17 protein-coding genes and 1 tRNA gene are annotated in these 19,812 nt (G+C 63.5%); 6 read left to right on the top strand and 12 right to left on the bottom strand.

All coding sequences use genetic code 11. From position 1 onward, the window contains the following. Positions 1–133: 133 nt before the first annotated feature. The 5 genes from CDV46_RS05010 to CDV46_RS05030 all read right to left on the bottom strand — a co-directional run bounded on the left by CDV46_RS05010 (position 134) and on the right by CDV46_RS05030 (position 6,004). Positions 134–1,546 carry a flagellin N-terminal helical domain-containing protein gene (locus CDV46_RS05010; RefSeq protein WP_087690963.1) on the bottom strand — a complete coding sequence of 471 codons (1,413 nt, stop codon included), beginning with the start codon at positions 1,544–1,546 and terminating at the stop codon, positions 134–136. 459 nt (positions 1,547–2,005) lie between these two features. Further along, positions 2,006–2,665 carry a response regulator gene (locus tag CDV46_RS05015; RefSeq protein ID WP_058376530.1) on the bottom strand — a complete coding sequence of 220 codons (660 nt, stop codon included), beginning with the start codon at positions 2,663–2,665 and terminating at the stop codon, positions 2,006–2,008. Further along, entirely contained in the window at positions 2,662–3,576 is a 915-nt protein-coding gene (locus tag CDV46_RS05020) for a sensor histidine kinase (RefSeq protein WP_087721929.1), read from the bottom strand. The genes CDV46_RS05015 and CDV46_RS05020 overlap by 4 nt, the downstream gene beginning before the upstream one ends. A 369-nt stretch (positions 3,577–3,945) precedes the next feature. Then, the gene (locus CDV46_RS05025; protein ID WP_249277678.1) at positions 3,946–5,340 is read right to left on the bottom strand and encodes a sensor histidine kinase; all 1,395 of its coding nucleotides are present in this window, start codon (positions 5,338–5,340) and stop codon (positions 3,946–3,948) included. Continuing rightward, on the bottom strand, positions 5,333–6,004 hold the full coding sequence (locus CDV46_RS05030) for a response regulator transcription factor (RefSeq protein ID WP_058376527.1): 672 nt from the start codon (positions 6,002–6,004) through the stop codon (positions 5,333–5,335). Before CDV46_RS05030 ends, CDV46_RS05025 begins: the two co-directional genes overlap by 8 nt. Before the next feature lie 271 nt (positions 6,005–6,275). Between CDV46_RS05030 and CDV46_RS05035 the strand changes: the two genes are divergently transcribed. The 3 genes from CDV46_RS05035 to CDV46_RS05045 all read left to right on the top strand — a co-directional run bounded on the left by CDV46_RS05035 (position 6,276) and on the right by CDV46_RS05045 (position 9,332). Further along, complete coding sequence (locus tag CDV46_RS05035) at positions 6,276–7,316, top strand: ABC transporter substrate-binding protein (protein ID WP_087690967.1); 1,041 nt, start codon at positions 6,276–6,278, stop codon at positions 7,314–7,316. A 183-nt stretch (positions 7,317–7,499) separates the two neighbouring features. Continuing rightward, complete coding sequence (locus CDV46_RS05040) at positions 7,500–8,351, top strand: ABC transporter ATP-binding protein (protein WP_254915927.1); 852 nt, start codon at positions 7,500–7,502, stop codon at positions 8,349–8,351. Positions 8,352–8,462: 111 nt separating this feature from the next. Further along, positions 8,463–9,332 carry an ABC transporter permease gene (locus CDV46_RS05045; protein ID WP_170936083.1) on the top strand — a complete coding sequence of 290 codons (870 nt, stop codon included), beginning with the start codon at positions 8,463–8,465 and terminating at the stop codon, positions 9,330–9,332. A 114-nt stretch (positions 9,333–9,446) separates the two neighbouring features. Here CDV46_RS05045 and CDV46_RS05050 read toward each other — a convergent pair whose 3' ends face one another. The 4 genes from CDV46_RS05050 to CDV46_RS05065 form a co-directional block, all read right to left on the bottom strand. Beyond that, positions 9,447–10,049, bottom strand: a complete 603-nt coding sequence (locus tag CDV46_RS05050; RefSeq protein ID WP_087690969.1) for a BPSL1445 family SYLF domain-containing lipoprotein — start codon at positions 10,047–10,049, stop codon at positions 9,447–9,449. 317 nt (positions 10,050–10,366) lie between these two features. Continuing rightward, positions 10,367–10,894 carry a hypothetical protein gene (locus tag CDV46_RS05055; RefSeq protein WP_087721930.1) on the bottom strand — a complete coding sequence of 176 codons (528 nt, stop codon included), beginning with the start codon at positions 10,892–10,894 and terminating at the stop codon, positions 10,367–10,369. Between the two features lie 46 nt (positions 10,895–10,940). After that, positions 10,941–11,729 carry a response regulator gene (locus CDV46_RS05060; RefSeq protein WP_087722036.1) on the bottom strand — a complete coding sequence of 263 codons (789 nt, stop codon included), beginning with the start codon at positions 11,727–11,729 and terminating at the stop codon, positions 10,941–10,943. Positions 11,730–11,803: 74 nt separating this feature from the next. Beyond that, a complete protein-coding gene (locus tag CDV46_RS05065; protein WP_249277680.1) occupies positions 11,804–12,970 on the bottom strand; it encodes an ATP-binding protein in 1,167 nt (388 codons plus the stop codon). A gap of 283 nt (positions 12,971–13,253) precedes the next feature. Here CDV46_RS05065 and CDV46_RS05070 point away from each other — a divergent pair, with 283 nt between their 5' ends. Next, complete coding sequence (locus CDV46_RS05070) at positions 13,254–13,955, top strand: flagellar basal body L-ring protein FlgH (protein ID WP_087690975.1); 702 nt, start codon at positions 13,254–13,256, stop codon at positions 13,953–13,955. Next, the gene (locus CDV46_RS05075; protein WP_087690977.1) at positions 13,955–14,488 is read left to right on the top strand and encodes a hypothetical protein; all 534 of its coding nucleotides are present in this window, start codon (positions 13,955–13,957) and stop codon (positions 14,486–14,488) included. The genes CDV46_RS05070 and CDV46_RS05075 overlap by 1 nt, the downstream gene beginning before the upstream one ends. Positions 14,489–14,490: 2 nt before the next feature. Here CDV46_RS05075 and CDV46_RS05080 read toward each other — a convergent pair. Then, positions 14,491–14,566 (bottom strand) — tRNA-Arg (locus CDV46_RS05080). A gap of 380 nt (positions 14,567–14,946) precedes the next feature. Here CDV46_RS05080 and CDV46_RS05085 point away from each other — a divergent pair. After that, positions 14,947–15,837, top strand: coding sequence for a c-type cytochrome (locus tag CDV46_RS05085; RefSeq protein WP_087690979.1), 891 nt, complete (start codon positions 14,947–14,949; stop codon positions 15,835–15,837). Between the two features lie 141 nt (positions 15,838–15,978). On the opposite strand, the gene CDV46_RS05090 is transcribed toward CDV46_RS05085, so the two are convergent. Both CDV46_RS05090 and CDV46_RS05095 read right to left on the bottom strand, forming a co-directional pair. Further along, positions 15,979–16,755: a metallophosphoesterase gene (locus CDV46_RS05090; protein WP_087690980.1), complete on the bottom strand. Its 777-nt coding sequence runs from the start codon at positions 16,753–16,755 to the stop codon at positions 15,979–15,981. A gap of 572 nt (positions 16,756–17,327) precedes the next feature. After that, positions 17,328–19,421: a UvrD-helicase domain-containing protein gene (locus CDV46_RS05095; protein WP_087721932.1), complete on the bottom strand. Its 2,094-nt coding sequence runs from the start codon at positions 19,419–19,421 to the stop codon at positions 17,328–17,330. Positions 19,422–19,812 lie beyond the last annotated feature (391 nt).

Below are 19,812 nucleotides of genomic sequence, written 5' to 3' on the forward strand. Positions count from 1 at the left end.
TGCTCAACGCGCAAAACGCCGGCGCAAAAAATTACAGCCTTTGTAATGCTTGCGGCGACGCCCCCCGTGAAGGTGGCGCCGCCGGCGGCCCGGCCGAGTTGCCGCCGGGCGTTACACCATGCCAAACAGGCGCTTACTGGAGAAGCTTCAGCACTTGTTGCGGCAGTTGGTTTGCCTGAGCCAGCATCGAGATGCCTGCTTGTTGCAGAATCTGCGACTTGGTCAGGTTAGCCGTTTCAGCAGCGTAGTCGGTGTCTTGCACGCCCGAACGCGCCGAGGTCAGGTTTTGCGTCGTGGTCGACAGGCTCGAAATCGTCGACTGGAAGCGGTTTTGAATTGCGCCCAGGGTCGATTGCAGCGTGTCAACGGTGCCGATGGCCGAGTCGATTTGCGACAGCATCAGCGTGGCGCTGTTGACCGTCTTCACGTCGGCTTGTGCCAGGCTACCGCTCGTAGCGTACGTCGTGGCAGTCGTCGGCAGGCCCAGCTTGGTCAGCGTTGCCGCCGTACCGCCGCTGATCTGGAACGACGAACCCGAGCTCAGGTGCATCTTGCCGGCGGTGTCGACATACGCGTTCACGCCGCTGTTCGACGAGTTGATCGCGTTGGCCAGGTCGGTGGCGCTGTTCATCTTGCCGGTGATGTTGGTTGCCTTACCGTTCACGGTCAGGACCAGATCGCCGGTAGCCAGCGTTTGCGAGAACGTCGAAGCGACGGCGGTCGACGTGCTCGTCGTACCGGCGGCGCCAGCGGCCACAGCCAGACCCAGCGTGGTGGCGTCAGCGCCAGCAATCGTCAGCGTTTGCGTCGGATCGGTGTTGGTGACCGCGATTTCGCCAGCCGAGTTGACCGAAGCGACGTTGCCCGTGAAACCGGCGCTTTGTGCAGCCGTGTTGATGGCCGTTGCCAGGTCTGCCGAGCTGTTGTACGTACCGGCCTTGACGTTCACTGCCGTGCCTGCGCCCAGTTGGACGGTCATGGCAGCAACGGTGAAGCTCAGCGGGTTCGTGGCCGAGGTCGTTTGTGCGACCGAGCCGATGCTGGAGATGGTCATGCTTTGTTGCAGGTTGACCGAGATGGTCTGACCAGCGTTAGCACCCACTTGGAAGTTCGCCGTGCCCATCGAGCCGTCGAGCACGTTCAGGCCGTTGAACGACGTTTGCGTTGCCAGGCGGTTCACTTCAGCCAGACGCTGTTGAACTTCTTGGTCCAGTGCGGCGCGGTCCGAAGCCGAGTTCGTCGAGTTCGTCGACTGAACGGCCAGCGTACGGATGCGTTGCAGGTTGTCCGTGATCGACGACAGGGCGCCCGCAGCGGTTTGCACCAGCGAGATACCGTCGTTGGCGTTGCGCTGAGCTTGCTGCGTGCCGTTGATCTGGGCCGACATACGGTCCGTGATCGCGAGGCCGGCGGCATCGTCAGCAGCGCTGTTGATGCGCATGCCCGACGACAGACGGGTGATCGAGGTCTGCAGGCCCGATTGCGACGTATTCAGGTTACGTTGAGCAACCAGCGAGAAGATATTGGTATTGATGACAGATGACATTTAGCCACTCCTTTCCCAAAATTTTTGGCTCCGGCGTAAGTGCCGTAACTTTGGCCTTACAGCCATTCGCCGAAAGCCGCCGTTGTAGGGGATATCGGACGGCCTTTGGGAAAATTTAGGGTGGTTTTGCAAAATGCTCTGCCGCCCCCCATCGACTGGCGTCGTCGATGTCGGAAAAACGCTAGTAAGCCAGTCTACGAAATTCCTCCACGATTGATCCGGCAAGGAAAGGGGCAAAGTGCCGCCAATTCAAGTCCGGTAAGGCTCGGAGAGGTAACGGCCTGCGCTGCACACTGTGGCGCTCAGGTCGACATTGCCGGGTACCGCGAGACCGGGCACCGTGTGCAAAATATTTTTTGCAGGGATGAAAAAATATTGCCGCCCGAGGGGCGGCAATAGGGGTGTTACGGTTTGCGCTTACTAACTTAGGCGCAAGTTATACGCAAGTTAGACGCAAGATCAGGCGCACATCGGTCCCATCTCGGCACTGACCAGACCGTGTTGCATCACGTAATACGTGAGCTCGGCGTTGTTGTTCAGCCGCATCTTCTCGAGCAGGCGCGTGCGATACACGCTGACGGTCTTCACCGAGAGCGAGAGCGCGTTGGCGATGTCGGTCAGGCGCTTGCCCGAGCCGATCATGCACAGCGTCTGGTATTCGCGATCGGACAGACGTTCGTGCGGCGGCTGGTCGGCGTCCGGTCCGAGGTAGTCGGCCAGCGTCTCGGCCACCATCGGGCTGACGTACTTGCGTCCCGCCGCCACCTGACGCACGGCCGACACCAGTTGCTGGGCGTTCGAGCGTTTGCTCAGATAACCGGCAGCACCGGCCTTGAGCGCACGCAAGGCAAACTGGCCTTCGCCGTACATGCTGAAGATCATCACCGGCAGGCGCGGGTGTTTTCGTCGCAGGGTCTTGAGAATCTCGAGACCGTTCGTGTCGGGTAGCGAAATGTCTAGCAGGACGATGTCCCACTGCGCGGCTTCTGTCATCTCCAGCGCTTCCGCGCCGCAATCGGCTTCGCCGATAACGGCGATGCTCCCGCTATCGGAGAGCAACTGCCGGACGCCCTGGCGCACGATGGCGTGGTCGTCGACGATGAGCACTCTAAGCGTCATGATGCGTATCCGTGAAGGGCAAGCGATTCCGGGGCTTTGAGACCGGCAGCGAGCGCCGCTGTCGGGACCGACAGGATCTGGTGCCAGGGAAGACGTGCGCTCACGAGCGTCCCCGATCCTTGAACACTGCCAATACGTAGCGTGCCGCCGAGCGCCGTACAGCGCTCGCGCATACCAACCAGTCCGAAATGTCCGTGCTTGCGACGCGCGCCGCGGGCTACGCCGCAACCGTCGTCGGAAATCGTAAGTTTGAGTGAGCGGTGGCTGCTGTCGAGCGCCACGACCACACGCGTAGCGCGTGCGTGCCGGGCGACGTTAGTCAGCGCTTCCTGCGCAATGCGGTACAGCGCGAGCATTGCATCGGGGGTGAGGTTTGTCACACGCTCGCGCGTGATGTCGTCGCAACGCCAGATGCACGTGAGGCCGCTTTGCTCGCCAAAGCCGCGCAGCCAGACGCGCAGTGCCGGCACGAGGCCCGCATCGAGCGCCGGTGGACGGTGGCGGCCGACGAGTTCGTCGGCGGCATCTTGTGCCGCGTTGGCGGCGTTCTGAATCTGGGTGCAGAGGGATTGCCATTCGGCAGCATCGGCCGGCGCTCGCGCCGACAGGCGCGCCACGACCAGTTGCAATGCCGTGAGCTGGGCGCCCAGCCCGTCGTGCATCTCTTGTGCGATACGCGTGCGCTCGGCTTCGCGTGCGGCGTCGATCTTTCGGGCTACCGACTGTGCGAGCGGACGTGCCACGGCGGCGCGCGCGGGGCGCAAGGCCGGCTCGGGCGCCTCGTGCGGCAACACCACGCCACTTGCGGCGGGCAGTTCCGATACCGGCGTCACGGCACGCGAGTGCAACGCATCGTCAAGCGACACGCGACGTCTCGCAGCCTGTGCGGCAGGATCGACGAGATACGGCATGGAGATAAATCCCTGAGAGAAAAAGTCTCGTGCCACAACCCACGCGGCGAGACCCACATTCAATTTAACAAACTTTACATTTCGTCACAATTACACGCGGCGGGCACCCGCATGGTTGACAGCGAAGTGTAACTAATTGATTTGGATCAAGAAGTTTCCACTTGCTTGAGGAGGATTCTACGATGGCCCCAAATATATCAGGGTTTGTCCTAGCGCATCCAGTCGAGCGTATGTTTCAAACGACATTTCTGATCTAAACAATTGTAACGCCTTAATTTTTATCGCGACTTCATACGGATGTTATTTTCTTTCAGTCGTCCGCCCGGGTTTACGTGTGCACTTTCGGTGCCGGTCTCTTTGCCGTGTTCCCTATCGGGCGTTGCTTTCGGCCTCCGAACTGAGCGGTAGCGACACGGTCACGATCAGGCCGCGCCCGTCCTCGCCCGGCGAGAGCGTGACGGTGCCGTGACTGGCGGCAACGATTTCCTTGACGATGGCGAGCCCCAGGCCGGTGCCCGGCTGGCCCGGCGGCGCGTTGCGGTAGAAGCGCTCGAACACGCGCTGACGCGCCTCGGCGTGAATGCCGGGGCCGTCGTCGATCACTCGCAGGTGCGCGACGTGGTCCGCGCTGTCGATGGCCACGGTGACGCGTCCGCCCTCGTGGATGTAGCGGATCGCATTGTCGACAAGATTCATGACCATCGCATGAAAGAGGCCGCCGTTGCCGGCCACCCACACGTGGGTATGGGCCGATTCGAATCCCAGATCGATGTTGCGCCGCTGCGCCAGCGCGACCAGCTCTTCAAGCACGCCCGCCGCCACCGCCACGAGATCGACCCGCGAGCGCGAGAACGCCGGGGTGTCGGCGGCTTCCGCCTGCGACAGCAACAACAGCTTGTTGGTCAGGTCGGCCAGCCCCCGGCTGCTGGTCTGCATGGCGGTGAGCACGTCCGCCAGCGCGGCCCGGTCGTCGAGCTGGGCGGCGAACTGCAACTGGGTGTCGAGCAGGGTGAGCGGCGTGCGCAACTGATGTGCGGCGTCGGCCACGAAGCGCCGTTGCTGCTGAGCCTGCGCGGAGAGCCGCTGGATGCACAAATTAATGGCATCGACGATCGGGCGCAGCTCGGTCTGCAATTGACCGGCGCGAATCGGCACCAGCTCTTGCGGCGAGCGTCCGGCCACTTCGTCTTTCAGCCGGATGAGCGGATGCAGCTCGACCGTCAGCCCGATCAGCACCAGCAGGGCGGCGAGCGCGGCCATGGCGATCTGCCGGTGCAGCGAGGGTTCCCACAACTCGGCGAGCATCCGGTCGTGCGCGTACATCGTCTCGGCGACCACCACCGCGACGCGGTGCGGCGTGCCCGAGTCGTACATCGTGCGCACGAAACTGATCACGCGCAGCGGCTCGCCGTTGTAAGTCACGTTGGCATAGGCCGGCACCGTGGCCGGGAACAGCGCCGGGTGCGGAAAGTCGGGCGGTCCGGCAAGCAACTGGCCGCGCTCGGTGATGACCTGATAGAACACGCGATCGTGCGCCGGCGATGCGAACAGCTCCAGCGCCGACGGGGGCACGCTCGCCCGCAGCGCACCGTCCACCCAAGCGATTTGCCCGGCGATGACCTGCGCCGAGGTGAGCAGCGCGCGGTCCTGCACGAGTTCGGCCGTGTCGTGGGCGCTGCGATAGGCCAGCCACGCGCTCGCGCCGATGTAGAGCGAGAGCGGCAGCATCAGCCACATCAGCAGTCTGACGCGCAGGCTAAGCATCTTTTTCGCGCAACAGGTAGCCGAGTCCGCGCAGGGTCATGATGGCCGCGCGGCTCGCTTCGAGCTTCTTGCGCAGACGATGGATATAGATCTCGATGGCATCGGCGCTCGGCTCGTCGTCCAGACCGAAGACGCCATCGACGAGCGCGCTCTTGGCGACGGTCTTGCCTTGCTTGCGCATCAGAATCTCGAGCACGGCGTGTTCGCGCGACGGCAGTGCGAGCGGCGTGCCCGCAATGGTGAACTGCCGTGTGCCCGTGTGATAGCCCAGATCGGCACACACGAAGTCGGCGCTTTGCTCGGGGGCGTGGCGTCGCGCCAGCGCCTTCACCCGGGCAATCAGCTCGCGCACTTCGAAGGGCTTGACGAGATAGTCGTCGGCGCCCGCGCCAAGACAATCGACCTTTTCGTCGACCGAGCCGCTCGCGGTCAGGATGATGACCGGCACGTTGTTGCGCCGCTCGCGCAGCCGGCGCAGCACGTGTTTGCCGCCGAGCTTCGGGAGCATGAGGTCGAGCAGCACCACGTCGTAGGTTTCGGTTTGCAACAGACGGTCGGCCGCATCGCCGTCGCGCGCAGCGTCGACGGTGAAGTTGTCGTCGCGCAGCATGCGGGCGAGCCAGTGGGCGAGGGTGTCGTTGTCTTCGATCAGCAAGAGTTTCATGACGGCCTAGGCGAATTGCCTGCGGGAGCGCCCCGGAGTGTGCCCGCTACGCACGGGCAAGCCAACAGCGGGTAAACACCCACCCGTTGCCGGCGAAAACCTGCATGGGACGAAAGCTCGATGAAAGCTTCGTTTTTCTACAATCCGCCAGAAGGCAGATGAAAGGATCGCTGCCTTGACCTCGATGCACCGTCACACCGTTGCCCGAGGCCAGCCGAAACCGCACCGCGCGGGTCCGGCCCATTATCCCTAAAACAATGGAGACACCACAATGCGAGCAAGCCTTGGCCTGCGCCTGCCGAAAGCCCTTGTGAAACCTGTTCTCGCCAGCGTGTTCGGCGTGGCATTGGCAGCTGCCAGTGCGCCGGGCTTTGCCGCCGATAGCGGCAAGGTCACGATCATGGTGGGCGGCATCACGAAGATGGTTTATCTGCCGGCCAAGCTTGCCGAGCAACTCGGCTACTTCAAGGACGAAGGCCTGAACGTCGAGCTGCTCTCGCAGCCGGCCGGCGTGGACGCCGAGAACGAATTGCTCGCCGGTGCCGTGCAGGCCGTGGTGGGTTTCTACGATCACTCGATCGACTTGCAGAGCAAGGGCAAGGAAATTCAGGCGATCGTGATCTTCGGTCAGGTGCCGGGCGAGGTCGAGCTCGTCAACACGAAGAGCAAAGACACCATCAAGAGCATGGCCGACGTGAAGGGCAAGACCCTCGGCGTCACCGGTCTCGGCTCGTCGACCAACTTCCTCACGCAGTACCTCGCGGCCAAGCACGGCATCCCGTCGTCGCAGTACTCGGTGCTGCCGGTGGGCGCTGACAACACGTTTATCGCTGCTATCAAGCAGAACCGCATCGACGCGGGCATGACGACCGAGCCGACTGCCTCGCAGTTGCTCAAGACGGGCGACGCCGCCGTGCTGGTCGACATGCGCACGATGGAAGGCACCGTCGCGGCACTGGGCGGCGCTTACCCGGCATCGAGCCTCTACGTGCAACGTGCGTGGCTCGACAAGCACAAGCCGGAAGCCGCCAAGCTCGCGCGTGCGTTCGTGAAGACGCTCAAGTTCATCAACACGCACTCGGCCGCCGAGATCGCCGACAAGATGCCGAAGGACTACTACGGCAACAACAAGGCGCTGTACGTGCAGGCTCTGCAAAACTCGCTGCCGATGTATTCGCCGGACGGCCGCATGCCGAACGGTGGTCCCGAGACCGTGCTGAAGGTGCTTGCCGCGTTCAATCCGAACGTCAAGGGCAAGCACATCGATCTGTCGAAGACGTACACCAATGAGTTCGTCGATCAGGCCAAGTAACTGATTCGCCCGACTCGCCTCTCTTGACCCGGTAGTACCGGCGCGCGGTCGCTACGACGCCGCGTCAACTGAACCAGCAACTGAGCCGCCCGCACCTGACCCCCGTCCGGTGTGCGGGCGCGCTCACCCCTTGAATTGGCGCAACGCCGCCGATAGCCCGTCGACGTACCAGAGGAGCTGAGCATGACTCAGACGATTAGCCAGACTCACACCCCCGCCGCTTCGGCACCGGCCCGTGCGGCCAGCGCGGTCTCGCGCGACACGCCGGCCATCGAGTTCGACAACGTGTCGTGCCGTTTCATCTCGCCCGACGGCAAAGCGACTATCGCGCTGCGCAACTTCAGCATGTCGGTGGCGCGTGGCGAGTTCGTCGCCATCGTCGGCCCGACCGGCTGCGGCAAGTCGACCACGCTGTCGATGATTACCGGGCTGCTGCGCCCGACCGCCGGCTCGGTGCGCGTGATGGGCCAGACCGTGAACGGCATCGATCCGCGCATCGGCTTCGTGTTCCAGAACGATGCGGTGTTTCCGTGGCGCAGCGTGCGCGAGAACGTGGCCGCCGGCCCGCTGTTTCGCGGCCAGTCGAAGGACGCTGCGTACGCGCTGGCCGATCAGTGGATCAAGCGCGTGGGGCTCGACAAGTTCGGCGGTCACTATCCGCACCAGCTCTCGGGCGGCATGCGCAAGCGCGTGGCACTCGCACAGACGTTCATCAACGGCCCCGAAATTCTGCTGATGGACGAGCCGTTCTCGGCGCTCGACATGCAAACGCGCACGCTCATGCAGGACGAGCTGCTGCAACTGTGGTCGTCGACGTCAGGCTCGGTGGTGTTCGTCACGCACGATCTGGAAGAAGCGATCGCGCTGGCCGACCGGGTGTTCGTGCTGACGGCGCGTCCGGCCACGCTCAAGAACGTGTACACGATCGACCTGCCGCGTCCGCGCGTGATGTCGGAGATTCGTTACGAACAACGCTTCATCGATATCTCGCGCGAGATTTGGGCTGACCTGCGTGAAGAAGTGAAGATCGGTTGATGTCGTGACCGGGCCAACATCTTCAGTGGATCGCCCGGTGATGAGCAGTGTCATTGAAAGTGAATTGACGGGCCGCGCAGCCGCGCGTGCCCATGCCGTCAGGAGGAGGGCATGAACATGAGTGAACAGGCCGTGCTGGCAGGTTTCGGCGACGCCGATCTCGCGCGCGAGGAAGCCGCCGCGCAACGTCGTATCAAGCAACGCCGCGCGCTGGTGATCTTTCTGCGCGTCGCGATTCTGGTGGTTGGTCTCGGTGGCTGGGAAGTGGCCGCGCGTATCGGCTGGATCGATCCGTTCTTCTTCTCGCAGCCGACGTTGATCGTCGAGCAGATTTACGACTGGTGCGTGAATGGCACGTCGCAAGGACCGCTGTGGGCGCAGGTGCTCGTCACGCTCGAAGAGACGGTGCTGGGCTTTCTCATCGGCGGTGTGGCCGGTGTGATCTGCGGCATCGTGCTCGGACGTAACAAGCTGCTCTCCGATGTGTTGAGCCTCTACATCCAGATTGCCAACTCGATTCCGCGTGTGGTGCTGGGCTCGATCTTCGTGATCGCGTTCGGTCTGGGCATGGCTTCGAAGGTAGCGCTCGCGGTGGTGATGGTGTTCTTCGTGGTGTTCGCCAATGCATTTCAGGGCGTGCGTGAAGCCGATCGCTACATGATTGCCAATGCGCAGATCCTCGGCGCATCGCGTCGTCAGGTGACGATGGCGGTGGTGATTCCGTCGGCGCTGTCGTGGATTCTCGCCAGCCTGCACGTGAGCTTCGGTTTCGCGCTCGTCGGTGCGGTCGTCGGTGAGTTCCTCGGGTCGAAGCAAGGCATCGGCCTGTTGATCTCGACGGCGCAGGGCGCGTTCAACGCGAGCGGTGTGTTCGCGGCGATGATCGTGCTCGCCGCGGTCGCGCTCGGTGCGGATTATTTGCTGACCTCGCTTGAAAAGCGTTTGCTGAAGTGGCGTCCGGCAGCCTTCAGTAACGAGTAAGCGGCATCGTCGCGCAGCAGCGACGTGCAATAGCGGCATGCATAAAAAACGGCGCCACCCCGCGAAGGGTGGCGCCGTTTTCCTTTGGAGCACTGCGAGCCCGAAGGCTCGGCGTCAGATCTTCAGCTTGGTGACCTTCGTGCCTTCGACGTTCAGGTTGGCCATCAGGCCGGCGTTGGTCATCACGATCACTTCCACGGGCGACGTGGCCGTGTTCAGGTCGACCGCGCCGTTGGCACCGATCTTGACCACCGCGACAGAAGCGTCGGCACCGGCCGTCCAGCCGTCGGTGCGCTGGAATTTGTCGAGGGCGTCCTGCGTCATGAACAGAAAGATCACGGCCTTCGACTGTGCGCCGATTTGCAGACCGAACGATGCCGTCACCGTGTTGTAGTAACCCTGCGTGTTGCCGCCTACGCGCAGCGCGCCTTCACCATATTCGCCACCCACGACGAAGCCGGCTTGCAGCACGGACGGGAAGACCAGCACGCCACGGGCCTTGCTGACCAGTTCGCGTGAGCCTTTCACCGAGGCGTACATCTTGTCGAGTGCGCCGTTCACCGAGGCATCGATTTCGCGGCGCTTGTTGGCATTGGCGCCCGGCGAGCTATCGCTCTTGTCGGCTTGCGACGGCGTGGTCGTCGTGCAACCGGCAAGCGCAAAGGCGGCCGCGGCAACGGCGACAGAAGTTTTCATCAGGAAATCACGTTTTTGCATTTTCTCCCTCCAGAAGCGTGGGCCGCTTGGACAGTGTCGCGGCATGGATTCGGATAAAACGTCATGTCGTGGCGAGCACCCGGGACATTCGGGGCGGGCAGCCCGCTACGGCGGTGAAGCGGATGATGAGGTCGATGCTTCGGTATCCGATGGAGACCGGGACAGGCGTCGGGCGAGCGCGTTTGCGAAGTCGCAACGGTGGCCTGAAGGGCGTCGACATGACGTCGATTATGCGGCGTCTACCGGCTTTGTCAAGAAATTCGCGCAATAAGTTCTGCTAACTTGCGCCTATCTCGCGCTAACTTGTAGGAGTCTGCCTACGTGCACTTGCGCATGTATTCTTCCTTGAGCGCTTTGCGTGGGTTTGTGCGTGTAGGAATGTCGATGCGATTGCCGTTGGGCTGTACCACCGGGCGATCGCGGGTGTAGACCGCCTTGTCGGGCGTGTTGGCTATTTTGTCGGCAAGGGCTTTGCATTCTTCGCGTTGCGTCGGCGAGACCGGAGCGGCGGAGGCCGACTGTTCGGCGGCCTGATTGCGGGCGGCCTGTGAACACTGTTCGGCCGGCAAGGCGCGGCCCACGCTATCGAAGCACACGGGGGTCTGGGCGAGTGCGAAGCCGCTGCTGCCAAGCATGGCGAGTGCGACGCCCGCACGCAAGAGCGGCCCGGGCCTCAGCGTGTGAGATGACGCGTGCCGGAGACGGAAGCGCGAGACGAAAGAGACAAACGGAACAAGAGAGACGGCGGCGGTGCGGGGCGCCGTGATCGGCGTGAGGCTCGCGGATGGCGCGATGCGAAGCGGCGGGACAGACATCGGGGACAGCGTGGCGGTGCGGCGGGGCATCGTCAATCTCCTCAATGACAGCACACCCGTGGATGCGCGGGTGCGCCTATTCTGGCACTGCGCCGGGCGGGTTGTCGATAGCCGCGACGTCGTGCCGCGCCGCGAGCCGCCCCGGCCGGTCGGTGCGCAACTCCAGCCGGTAGCCCACGCCGTAGATAGAGCGGACGATCTCTTCGTCCGGGCGAATCGCCTGCAACTTGCGCCGCAGATTCTTGATGTGACTGTCGACGGTGCGGTCGGCGACCACACGATGATCGTCGTACATACGATCGAGCAGATGCGCGCGCGGAAACGTTTTATCGGGGTGGCTGGCCAGTGTGGCGAGCAACCGGAGTTCGACCGGCGTGAGCGGCAATTCATGACCATCGAGCCGCGCGTGATGGCGTACGGCGTCGATGATCAGTGCCGGTTGTTGCGGTACGACTTCGTGCGCAATGGCTGCCACGGCGCTCGCCGGGCCGCGCACACGGCGCAGGATGGCTTTCACGCGGGCGACGACTTCGCGCGGGCTGAACGGCTTGCAGATGTAGTCGTCGGCGCCGAGCTCGAGGCCGAGCAACCGGTCGGTTTCGGCGGCGCGCGCCGTGAGCATGACGACCGGGACTTCGGAGATTTCGCGAACGGCGCGGCACACTTCCAGACCGTCCATGCCCGGCAACATCAGGTCGAGCAGGATCAGGCGCGGCTCCGTCGCGCGCACGGCAGGCAGCACGTCGCGCCCGTCGGAGAGAATTCGGCAAGGCATGCCTGCGACGCGCAGATATTCCGCGAGCAACGCCGCCAGTTTCGGCTCGTCTTCGACGATCAGAATCGGCGCGGTGTCGGGCAGCGTCATGGCGTCAGTCGGTGAGCGCAACGGGGCGCCTTTGTCGGCAAATGTCTGCAAAGCGATGTTCATTGCGGCCTGTGTCAACAAAGGGTTGTCAGTGTGCTGGTAGAGAACGCGGCACCGGGTGCCGGTTCATCGCCGGTGCCGGACAGAGGCGTGCCGAACGTGCCGCCCAAGGCGCCACCCAACGCACCGCCCAGTGCGCCATTGAACGCGGAGAGACACGAGTTGTTGCGGTGGCACGGCAGGGTAATCGAAAGCGCGAGTCCGCCCAATGGGGAATGGCGCGCGACGATCTGACCGCCGTGCGCTTCGACAATGTGTTTGCACAGCGCCAGCCCCAGTCCTGCGCCTCCGCTGCGCCGGCTGCGCGAGGCTTCCACACGGAAGAGGCGCTCGAACAGACGCGGCAGTGCGTCGTCGGGAACACCGGGCGCGGAATCTTCGATTTCGAGCCGCAATTGCGCGCCGCTCGACGACAGATACACCCGCGCTGCGCCGCCGCCATCGGTGTAACGCAGCGAATTCTCGAACAGATTGCCGAGCAACTGCGTCAGGCGGTGCAGGTCGCCATCGACGGTGAGCACGTCATCGGGCATATGCACGGTGAGCGCGATGCCCTTCGCTTCGAACCAATCGCGAAAGGCGGTGACGGTGGTCGCGACGCGCTCGGTCATGTCGACCGGTGCGAACTGATAGGTGAGTGCGCCGATGTCGGAGAGCGAGAGCTCGTAGAGGTCGTCGATCAGCTTGGCCAGCAACGAGACTTCGACGCGCAACGACGCCAGTGCGTCTTGCGTGAGCGGGCGCACGCCGTCTTCCATGGCCTCGATTTCGCCGCGCAGCACCGAAAGGGGCGTGCGCAACTCGTGCGAAATGTCGGCGAGCAGATCGCGGCGCAACTGATCATTGTGCGCAAGCGTGTCGGCCAGCCGGTTCAGGTCGGCCGCGAGCCGGGCGAGTTCGTCGGCGCCCACGGTGGGCGCACGCACGCTGTAGTCGCCCATGGCCATGCGGTGCGTGGCTTCGAGCAGCGGCGTGACGGGCACGAGCAGCCGTTGCGCGACCCGAATCGCGACGGCACCCAGTGCGGCAATGCCGAGCAACGCCAGATAGAACAGGTTGTCGCCGGCCAGCCAGCTATGCCCGTTCAGCGCGGCGCGCACGACGAACGCCGTGGCCGCCATGGTGACCAGGCCGGTCGCGAAGATCGCGAGGAACAGCTTGCGCGTGATGCCGGAGTTCATGCGTGGGTTGACCGGGTGGCTTCGTTGATCGAGGTGGCGACGAAATAGCGACGAAATCGCGACAAGGTGGCGAAAGCGTCGATGGCGCGCCATTTTCTCAGCTTCACGGTGACACGCGCCGTGCCTCCACAAATTTTCCACTATTTGTGCGCACTGGCTGCACTCCCTGTTTTTACTATTCCTTACGAAGCTGGCCAAAGTGCCATTGCCTCATCTCACATCAGCTCATTCTTCTCGATGACAACCGGGTCCACGCCCGGTACCGGCGCGGGGGCGCCACACCATGTCGACACTATCGATGCTTCAGCGCGCTGCGGCGCGGGGTCTGGTTATGACGGTGGCGTCCCTCGCCACGGCAGGTGTGGCGCTGCTGAGCGGGTGCTCGAGCGCCAACGTCACTTCCACGCCGATGGCGGTGATGCCGATGCCGCGGGTGACCAACGTGCAGACGGCGGGGTCGATCTATCAATCGACCACGGCCACGAACTGGTTCGAAACGCCAGTGGCGCACCGGGTGGGCGACTTGCTCACGATTCAGGTGGCGGAAAACACGACCGGCAGCAACAAGGCGCAGAGCAATGTCACGCGCAACGCGAGCGTCACGGCCAAGAGCGCCAAAGACAACGGCGCCGATTCGCTGCTTGAGCGCTGGTTCAACATCGGCTCGTCGGCAAGCTCGTTCCAGGGCAACGGCACCACGAGCTCGACGTCGGCGATGACCGGCACCATTGCCGTGGCGATTGTCGAAGTCCTGCCGAACGGCGCCTATGTGGTGGGGGGCGAGAAGCAGGTGATGCAGGGCCGCAATATGGACACCTTCCGGTTCACGGGGGTGGTCAACAAGTTCGACATCCAGCCGGGTAACGTCGTGGCGTCGAGCAAGGTCGGTCAGGCGAAGGTGGCGCGGGTGGAGGACGGTCAGGTCGCCGACGGCGCAAACGGTGGCTGGCTCCAGCACGTGCTGCTTGGCGTGGCACCCTTCTGATGAAACGGCTCGCCGGGGTACTGGCGCTGGCGGCGGCGGCCTGCGCGTCGTTGGGGGGGTGTCTGTTCGCGACGCCGGTGCCGGTGATGGCGGCGCAGGTGGCGGCCAGCGTGGTGACGACAGGCGTCGTGCTGGCCGATCAGCTGCCGTCGGTCGTGCCGCCGACGCAGCCGGCCGCGCCGGAGCTGATGTCGCGCAATCTGTGTATCGAACTGGGGGCGGATGGGGTGTCGGACTTGCTGCCGGCCATTCAGGGCCGACTGCGCGCCTACGGCATCGTGAGCACGATTTACAGCCCGGGGACTTGGCCGACCGGCTGCGTCGTGCTGAACTACGCCGTCCGGCGCGCGTGGCGCAATTCGCTATGGGGCAGCACGCCTAGCGAATATCTGGCGTACGCGACGCTCACGCTGAGTCAGAACGGCTCGGTGATGAATACCGTGTACTTCGACGGCAGAACATCGACCGTGGAGTCGTGGTCCGGCGCGAACGCCAAGATCGCACAACTGGTGGATCGGCTGGTGGTGTTTTGATTTGGTGCGCCCGACTGGAATCGAACCAGTGACCCTCGGCTTCGGAGGCCGATACTCTATCCCCTGAGCTACGGGCGCTGTGCAGACCACCGGTGAGAAATGCGCGAACGCGCGGGCCGGCGGGCAAAGACGTAGAAGCATAGCGGTTTTGTCGCGTGCCGTCCATGCCTGGCGCATTCTCTCGCCTCACAATGCGGCAATTCACTACGGGATACGCGTCAGGCGCGGTTTTGCTGTGCATGCAACGCTATCCCACTTCACGCACAAACCACGCGGAACACCGCTTTGGGTTTCGCGTAAGTTAGGGAAAACACGGGACTTTTGCGGCGTCTGCGCACGGCCATCACGTGTCATCGCGTGAGTGTTTGTTGCTACAATGGCTCGTTATTTTGACTGGATGGCGCCTGCCATCCAGTGCGACGCACTCGGTTTCCACAAAAACTATTGAGAGATCCCGCATGAGTGAAGCACATAACGAGCATGAGTCCCTGATCAAAACACCCAAGCAGCTCATCGCGGCAGTCATTGCAGGTTTTCTAGTTCCGATCGTCATCATCGTCTTGCTGGTCAATTACGTGGGCAACAATGCCCTGACCGGCGCGGGCAGTTCCGCCATGACCGAAAAAGCCATCGCCGAGCGCATCGCGCCCGTGGCCAAGGTCGAAATCAAGGATGCCAACGCACCGCGCGTCTATCAGACGGGCGAGCAACTCTATAAGGCCGTTTGCGCCGCGTGCCACGCCGCAGGCACCGCCGGCGCGCCGAAGGTCGGCTCGGCAGACTGGGCCCCGCGAATTGCGCAGGGCTACGATGAAATGCTCAAGATCGCGCTGGCCGGCAAAGGCGCCATGCCCGCGCGTGGCGGTACCAGCCCCGACGACGTGACCGATTACGAAATCGGCCGTGCCATCGTCTATATGGCCAACGCCTCGGGCGGCAAGCTGCAAGAACCCGCGGAACCGGCACAACCGGCCTCCGGTGCCGTGGCCGCCGCTCCGGCGTCTGGCGCAGCACCCGCAGCAGATGCCGGCTCGGCCGCAGCAGCTGCCGCCGCCATGGCATCGCTCAAGACCGCCGCACCGGCCGCCGCCAGCGCCGGCAGCAACCTCGACGCGGGCAAGAAGCTGTACGACACCGTGTGTATGGCGTGCCACGCCGCAGGCGTCATGAATGCCCCGAAGTTCGGCGACAAGGCCGCCTGGGCGCCGCGCATCGCGACCGGCATCGACACGCTGCACAACGCCGCGCTCAAGGGGCTGAACGCCATGCCGCCGAAGGGTGGCGCGGCCAACGCTTCGGATGACGACGTGAAGGCAGCCGTCGACTACATGGTGAGCGCGGCGAAGTAAGCCCGCGCAGACGCCTTCGAGCCGACCGGCCGCACGGTTGCGCCGGCCGCAAAAGAAAATCCCCGCTTCGGCGGGGATTTTTGTTTTCTGCGTCGTGTTGCGCTGCGTTACGTCATCGCTGCGTCGCGATGTTGCGGCGCGTCAAACAGTGACGCACAACGCGGGGTCGAACGCGGCGTTCTCGACGCGCCCTTCGAAGCAATAACCACGCGGATTACACAGCACACGCGTGTGCCCGACGCGGTAATCAAACGAATCGTGCGTATGGCCGTGCACCCACAAGGCGGCGTCGGACTGGTCGACAAATGACGTCAAATCCGAAATGAATGCCGGATTGACGAGTGACCCGGCAAAGCGCGGATGAATACTCTGCGGCGTCGGTGCGTGATGGGAGATGACGACGGTCGGGCCGTCATGCGGGTCGGCCAGCGCGCGCGACAGCCACGCCACGTTCTCGCGGCACAACGCGGCACAGTCTTCCGGCGTGAAGAACGGCAGGTCGGACCATGGCGCGGCCGGATCGCCCACGCGAATGCGCGTGAAGTCGCGCACGAATTTCCGGGACTCCTCGATCACTTCGTCATGCTTGCCTTCGGCGTCGTACAACGCGAAGTCGGTCCACAACGTCGTGCCGATGAAGCGAACGCCGTCGATCGTCAGGCTGCCGCGCTCCAGCACATGAACGTTCGTACCTGCTGCGAGTTTGCGCAATTCGGCGAGCGTGCCCGCAAGCGTCGCGCCATAGAACTCGTGGTTACCGGCAACGTAGATGACGGGGCGTGGAAGTTGCTTCGCCCACTCGATGGCTTGCGCCGGCCGGCTGATGTCGCCGGCGAGAATGGTGACGTCGGCGGCGACGTCGGGCGTCGCCAGCGGGGCCACAGACAAATGCAGGTCAGACAGGATATGCAATCTCACGCACCACGCTCCACAAGGCTTGAGGATCGGTGCCGCACACTCGCCACGGCAGGGTGCTGATGACGCATCGCGAGAACGTTGGAGGGTGTGGGCATTGGGCCGAAATCGACGCAATTCGCGTATCGTTTCGCCCGTTTTTTACCGACTATCACCCGCGCCGCGCCGATGGTCAAGATGTCTTTGTCATCGAAAGAATGGCCTCCTATAGTGAAACCTCACCTGACGAGTGGAGGAGAGCCTATGCGCAAGTTGTTGGTTGTCGTTGTGCTTGGTTTCGCCGGTCTGGCAGGCGCGATGGTGGCGTCGAGTCCGGCAATCGCGTGTGGCCAGACGTCTACGGGCGGTGGCAAATAGCAGCAAGCCTTGCTTTACTGCGCGATCCGCCGCCGCCGACAGCCCCGGCCGGACGCTGCTGAATCCTCAGGCCAGCCCCCCGTACGCGGGGGGCGATTCGTTTACAGCGGAGATACAGCGGAGATACAGCGGGGATACAGCGGGGATACAGCGGGGATACAGCGGGGATACAGCGGAGACAGGCGGAGATACGGCGGGAATCTTAGGGCGGAGACCCTTTATTGCGGCGTCTTGTTCGCGCCGCCCGAGAGCATCGCCTTGAGGCTGGCGAGCCGATCCTTCGGCGACATCGGGGCGTCTTCCGGTGGCGGTGGCGGCGCTTCGTCGAGTTGCATTTCGGGTACGAACCGCGAGACTTCGCACGTGTACGTTTCCCGCGCCCGTTTGCGCTTCTTGCACCACGACAATTGCAGCGTGCGTTGCGCGCGGGTAATGCCCACGTACATCAACCGGCGCTCTTCCTCGATCTTCTCCGCAGTGACTTCTTCATCTTCGCGAATGTGCGGAAGAATGCCTTCCTCCATGCCGACGAGGAATACGTGCGGATATTCGAGACCCTTCGACGCATGCAGCGTCGACAGCCGCACCGCATCGGGATCGTCGCCGTCGCGGCCTTCGAGCATCGACATCAGTGCGATGGTTTGCGTGAGTTCCATCAGGCTCTTGGCGTCGTCGTCGATGTCCTCGGCGTTATCCAGTCCGGTCGCCGCATCGGCCGTGCCGCGCGTGCCCTTGCGCTTCATCCATTCGAGAAATTCGAGCACCGTGGTCCAGCGCGCCTGCGCCTGACGCTCGTCGAACGTGTCGTAAAGATAGGCCTCGTAGTGAATGCCTGCCATCAGGTCATCAATGACCTCATTGGCAGGATCGCGGGCTGCGCGTGCGGCAATGCGCTGAATGAAATCGCAGAACGCCCGCAGCGGTTCGAGCTGGCGCGGTTGCAAGCGCGCTTCGACGGCGCCCATGTAGACCGCCTCGAACAGCGACACCTTCGCCTGCCCGGCAAACCCGCCGAGCGATTCGAGCGTGGTGCTGCCCACGCCCCGGCGCGGTGTGGTCACCGCGCGGATGAACGCGGGATCGTCGTCCGGGTTGGCCAGCAACCGGAGGTAGGCGCAAAGATCCTTGATTTCGGCCTTGTCGAAGAACGACTGGCCGCCCGACAGCACGTACGGAATGCGCTCGCGGCGCAGCACTTGCTCGAAGATGCGCGCCTGGTGATTGCCGCGATACAGAATCGCGTAGTCGCGAAACTCTGCGCGCCGCTCGAACTTGTGGGCCGACAACCGGAATACGACCGATTCGGCCTCGTGTTCTTCGTCATTGGCAGGCGTGACGGTAATCGGATCGCCGAGGCCGTGCTCACTCCACAACTTCTTCTCGAAGATTTTCGGATTCTTGGCGATGACGTTGTTCGCCGCCGTCAGGATGCGTGAAGTCGAGCGGTAGTTCTGCTCCAGCTTGATGACTTTCAGCGTGGGAAAGTCGACCTGCAATTGCTTGAGGTTATCGAGCGTGGCGCCGCGCCAGCCGTAGATCGCCTGATCGTCGTCGCCCACGGCCATGAATGCCGCGCGCGGGCCGGCCAGCAGTTTGAGCAGCAGGTACTGACAGGTGTTGGTGTCTTGATACTCGTCGATCAGCAGATAGCGCAGCTTGTTCTGCCAGCGCTCACGCACCTCTTCGTCGCGCGCGAACAACTCGGCGGGCAGACGGATCAGATCGTCGAAGTCGACCGCCTGATACGCCTGCAACGTGGCCATGTAGTTGCGATAGACCACCGCGGCCTGATGCTCGTCGGCGGTCTCGGCGGCGGCCAGCGCCGTCTCGGGCGTGACCAGCGCATTCTTCCAGAGCGAGATGGCGGTCTGCACGCCGCGAATCATCCCCTTGTCCGTCGTGCCCAACTGTTCTTGAATGAGACCGAAACAATCGTCCGAGTCGAGAATCGAGAACTGGGGCTTGAGGCCGACGTTCTCCGCCTCGCGGCGCAGAATCTGCACGCCAAGCGAGTGGAACGTACAAATCGTCAACTGATTGACGGGAACCTTGCGGCCTTCCTTGCCGGGCGTGGTGAGCGTCTTGCCTTCGAGCTGCTTGGCCACGCGCTCGCGCATTTCGGCGGCGGCCTTGTTCGTGAAGGTGACGGCGGCGATGTGCTTCGGCTCGAACCCCTTGGTCTCGATCAGCCACGCGATTTTCTGCGTAATGACGCGCGTCTTGCCGCTGCCGGCACCGGCCAGCACGAGGCAGGGGCCGTCGAAATAACGCACGGCTTCGTTCTGGGCAGGATTGAGCGGAAAGGACGACATGGTGTGAAACGAAGGGGATGAAGGCGGCGGCTGGCCGGGTGCTCGCGAGGGCACCTCGTCGGGCTCGCGCAGGAGGTGGGCAAGTCTAACATGGGGCGTGCGCGCGTCTGTGACGCGGCGATGGCGGCAACGATGACAGGCCCGGTGACGGGCCGCAGCGCCTGAACTGTGGGGCTAGCGCGACGCTGTGTGACGCAACGGCCGCCATGACTGGCGTCCACGCACGGGGGGTGCCTATAATAAAAAACGTTGCCATCGTGGTGAGGTCGCCGTGCAATGTCCAACCTGTGGGACGAACAATGCGACGAGTGCGCTGCGCTGCAAACAGTGCGGTGCGCCCCTTGCAGATGCCGAACCGGGCTTTCGGGAGGCCAGTCTGGCGTCCACGGGG

Origin of the sequence: Pandoraea sp. PE-S2T-3 (assembly GCF_002179965.1) — a bacterium.
GTDB lineage: Bacteria > Pseudomonadota > Gammaproteobacteria > Burkholderiales > Burkholderiaceae > Pandoraea.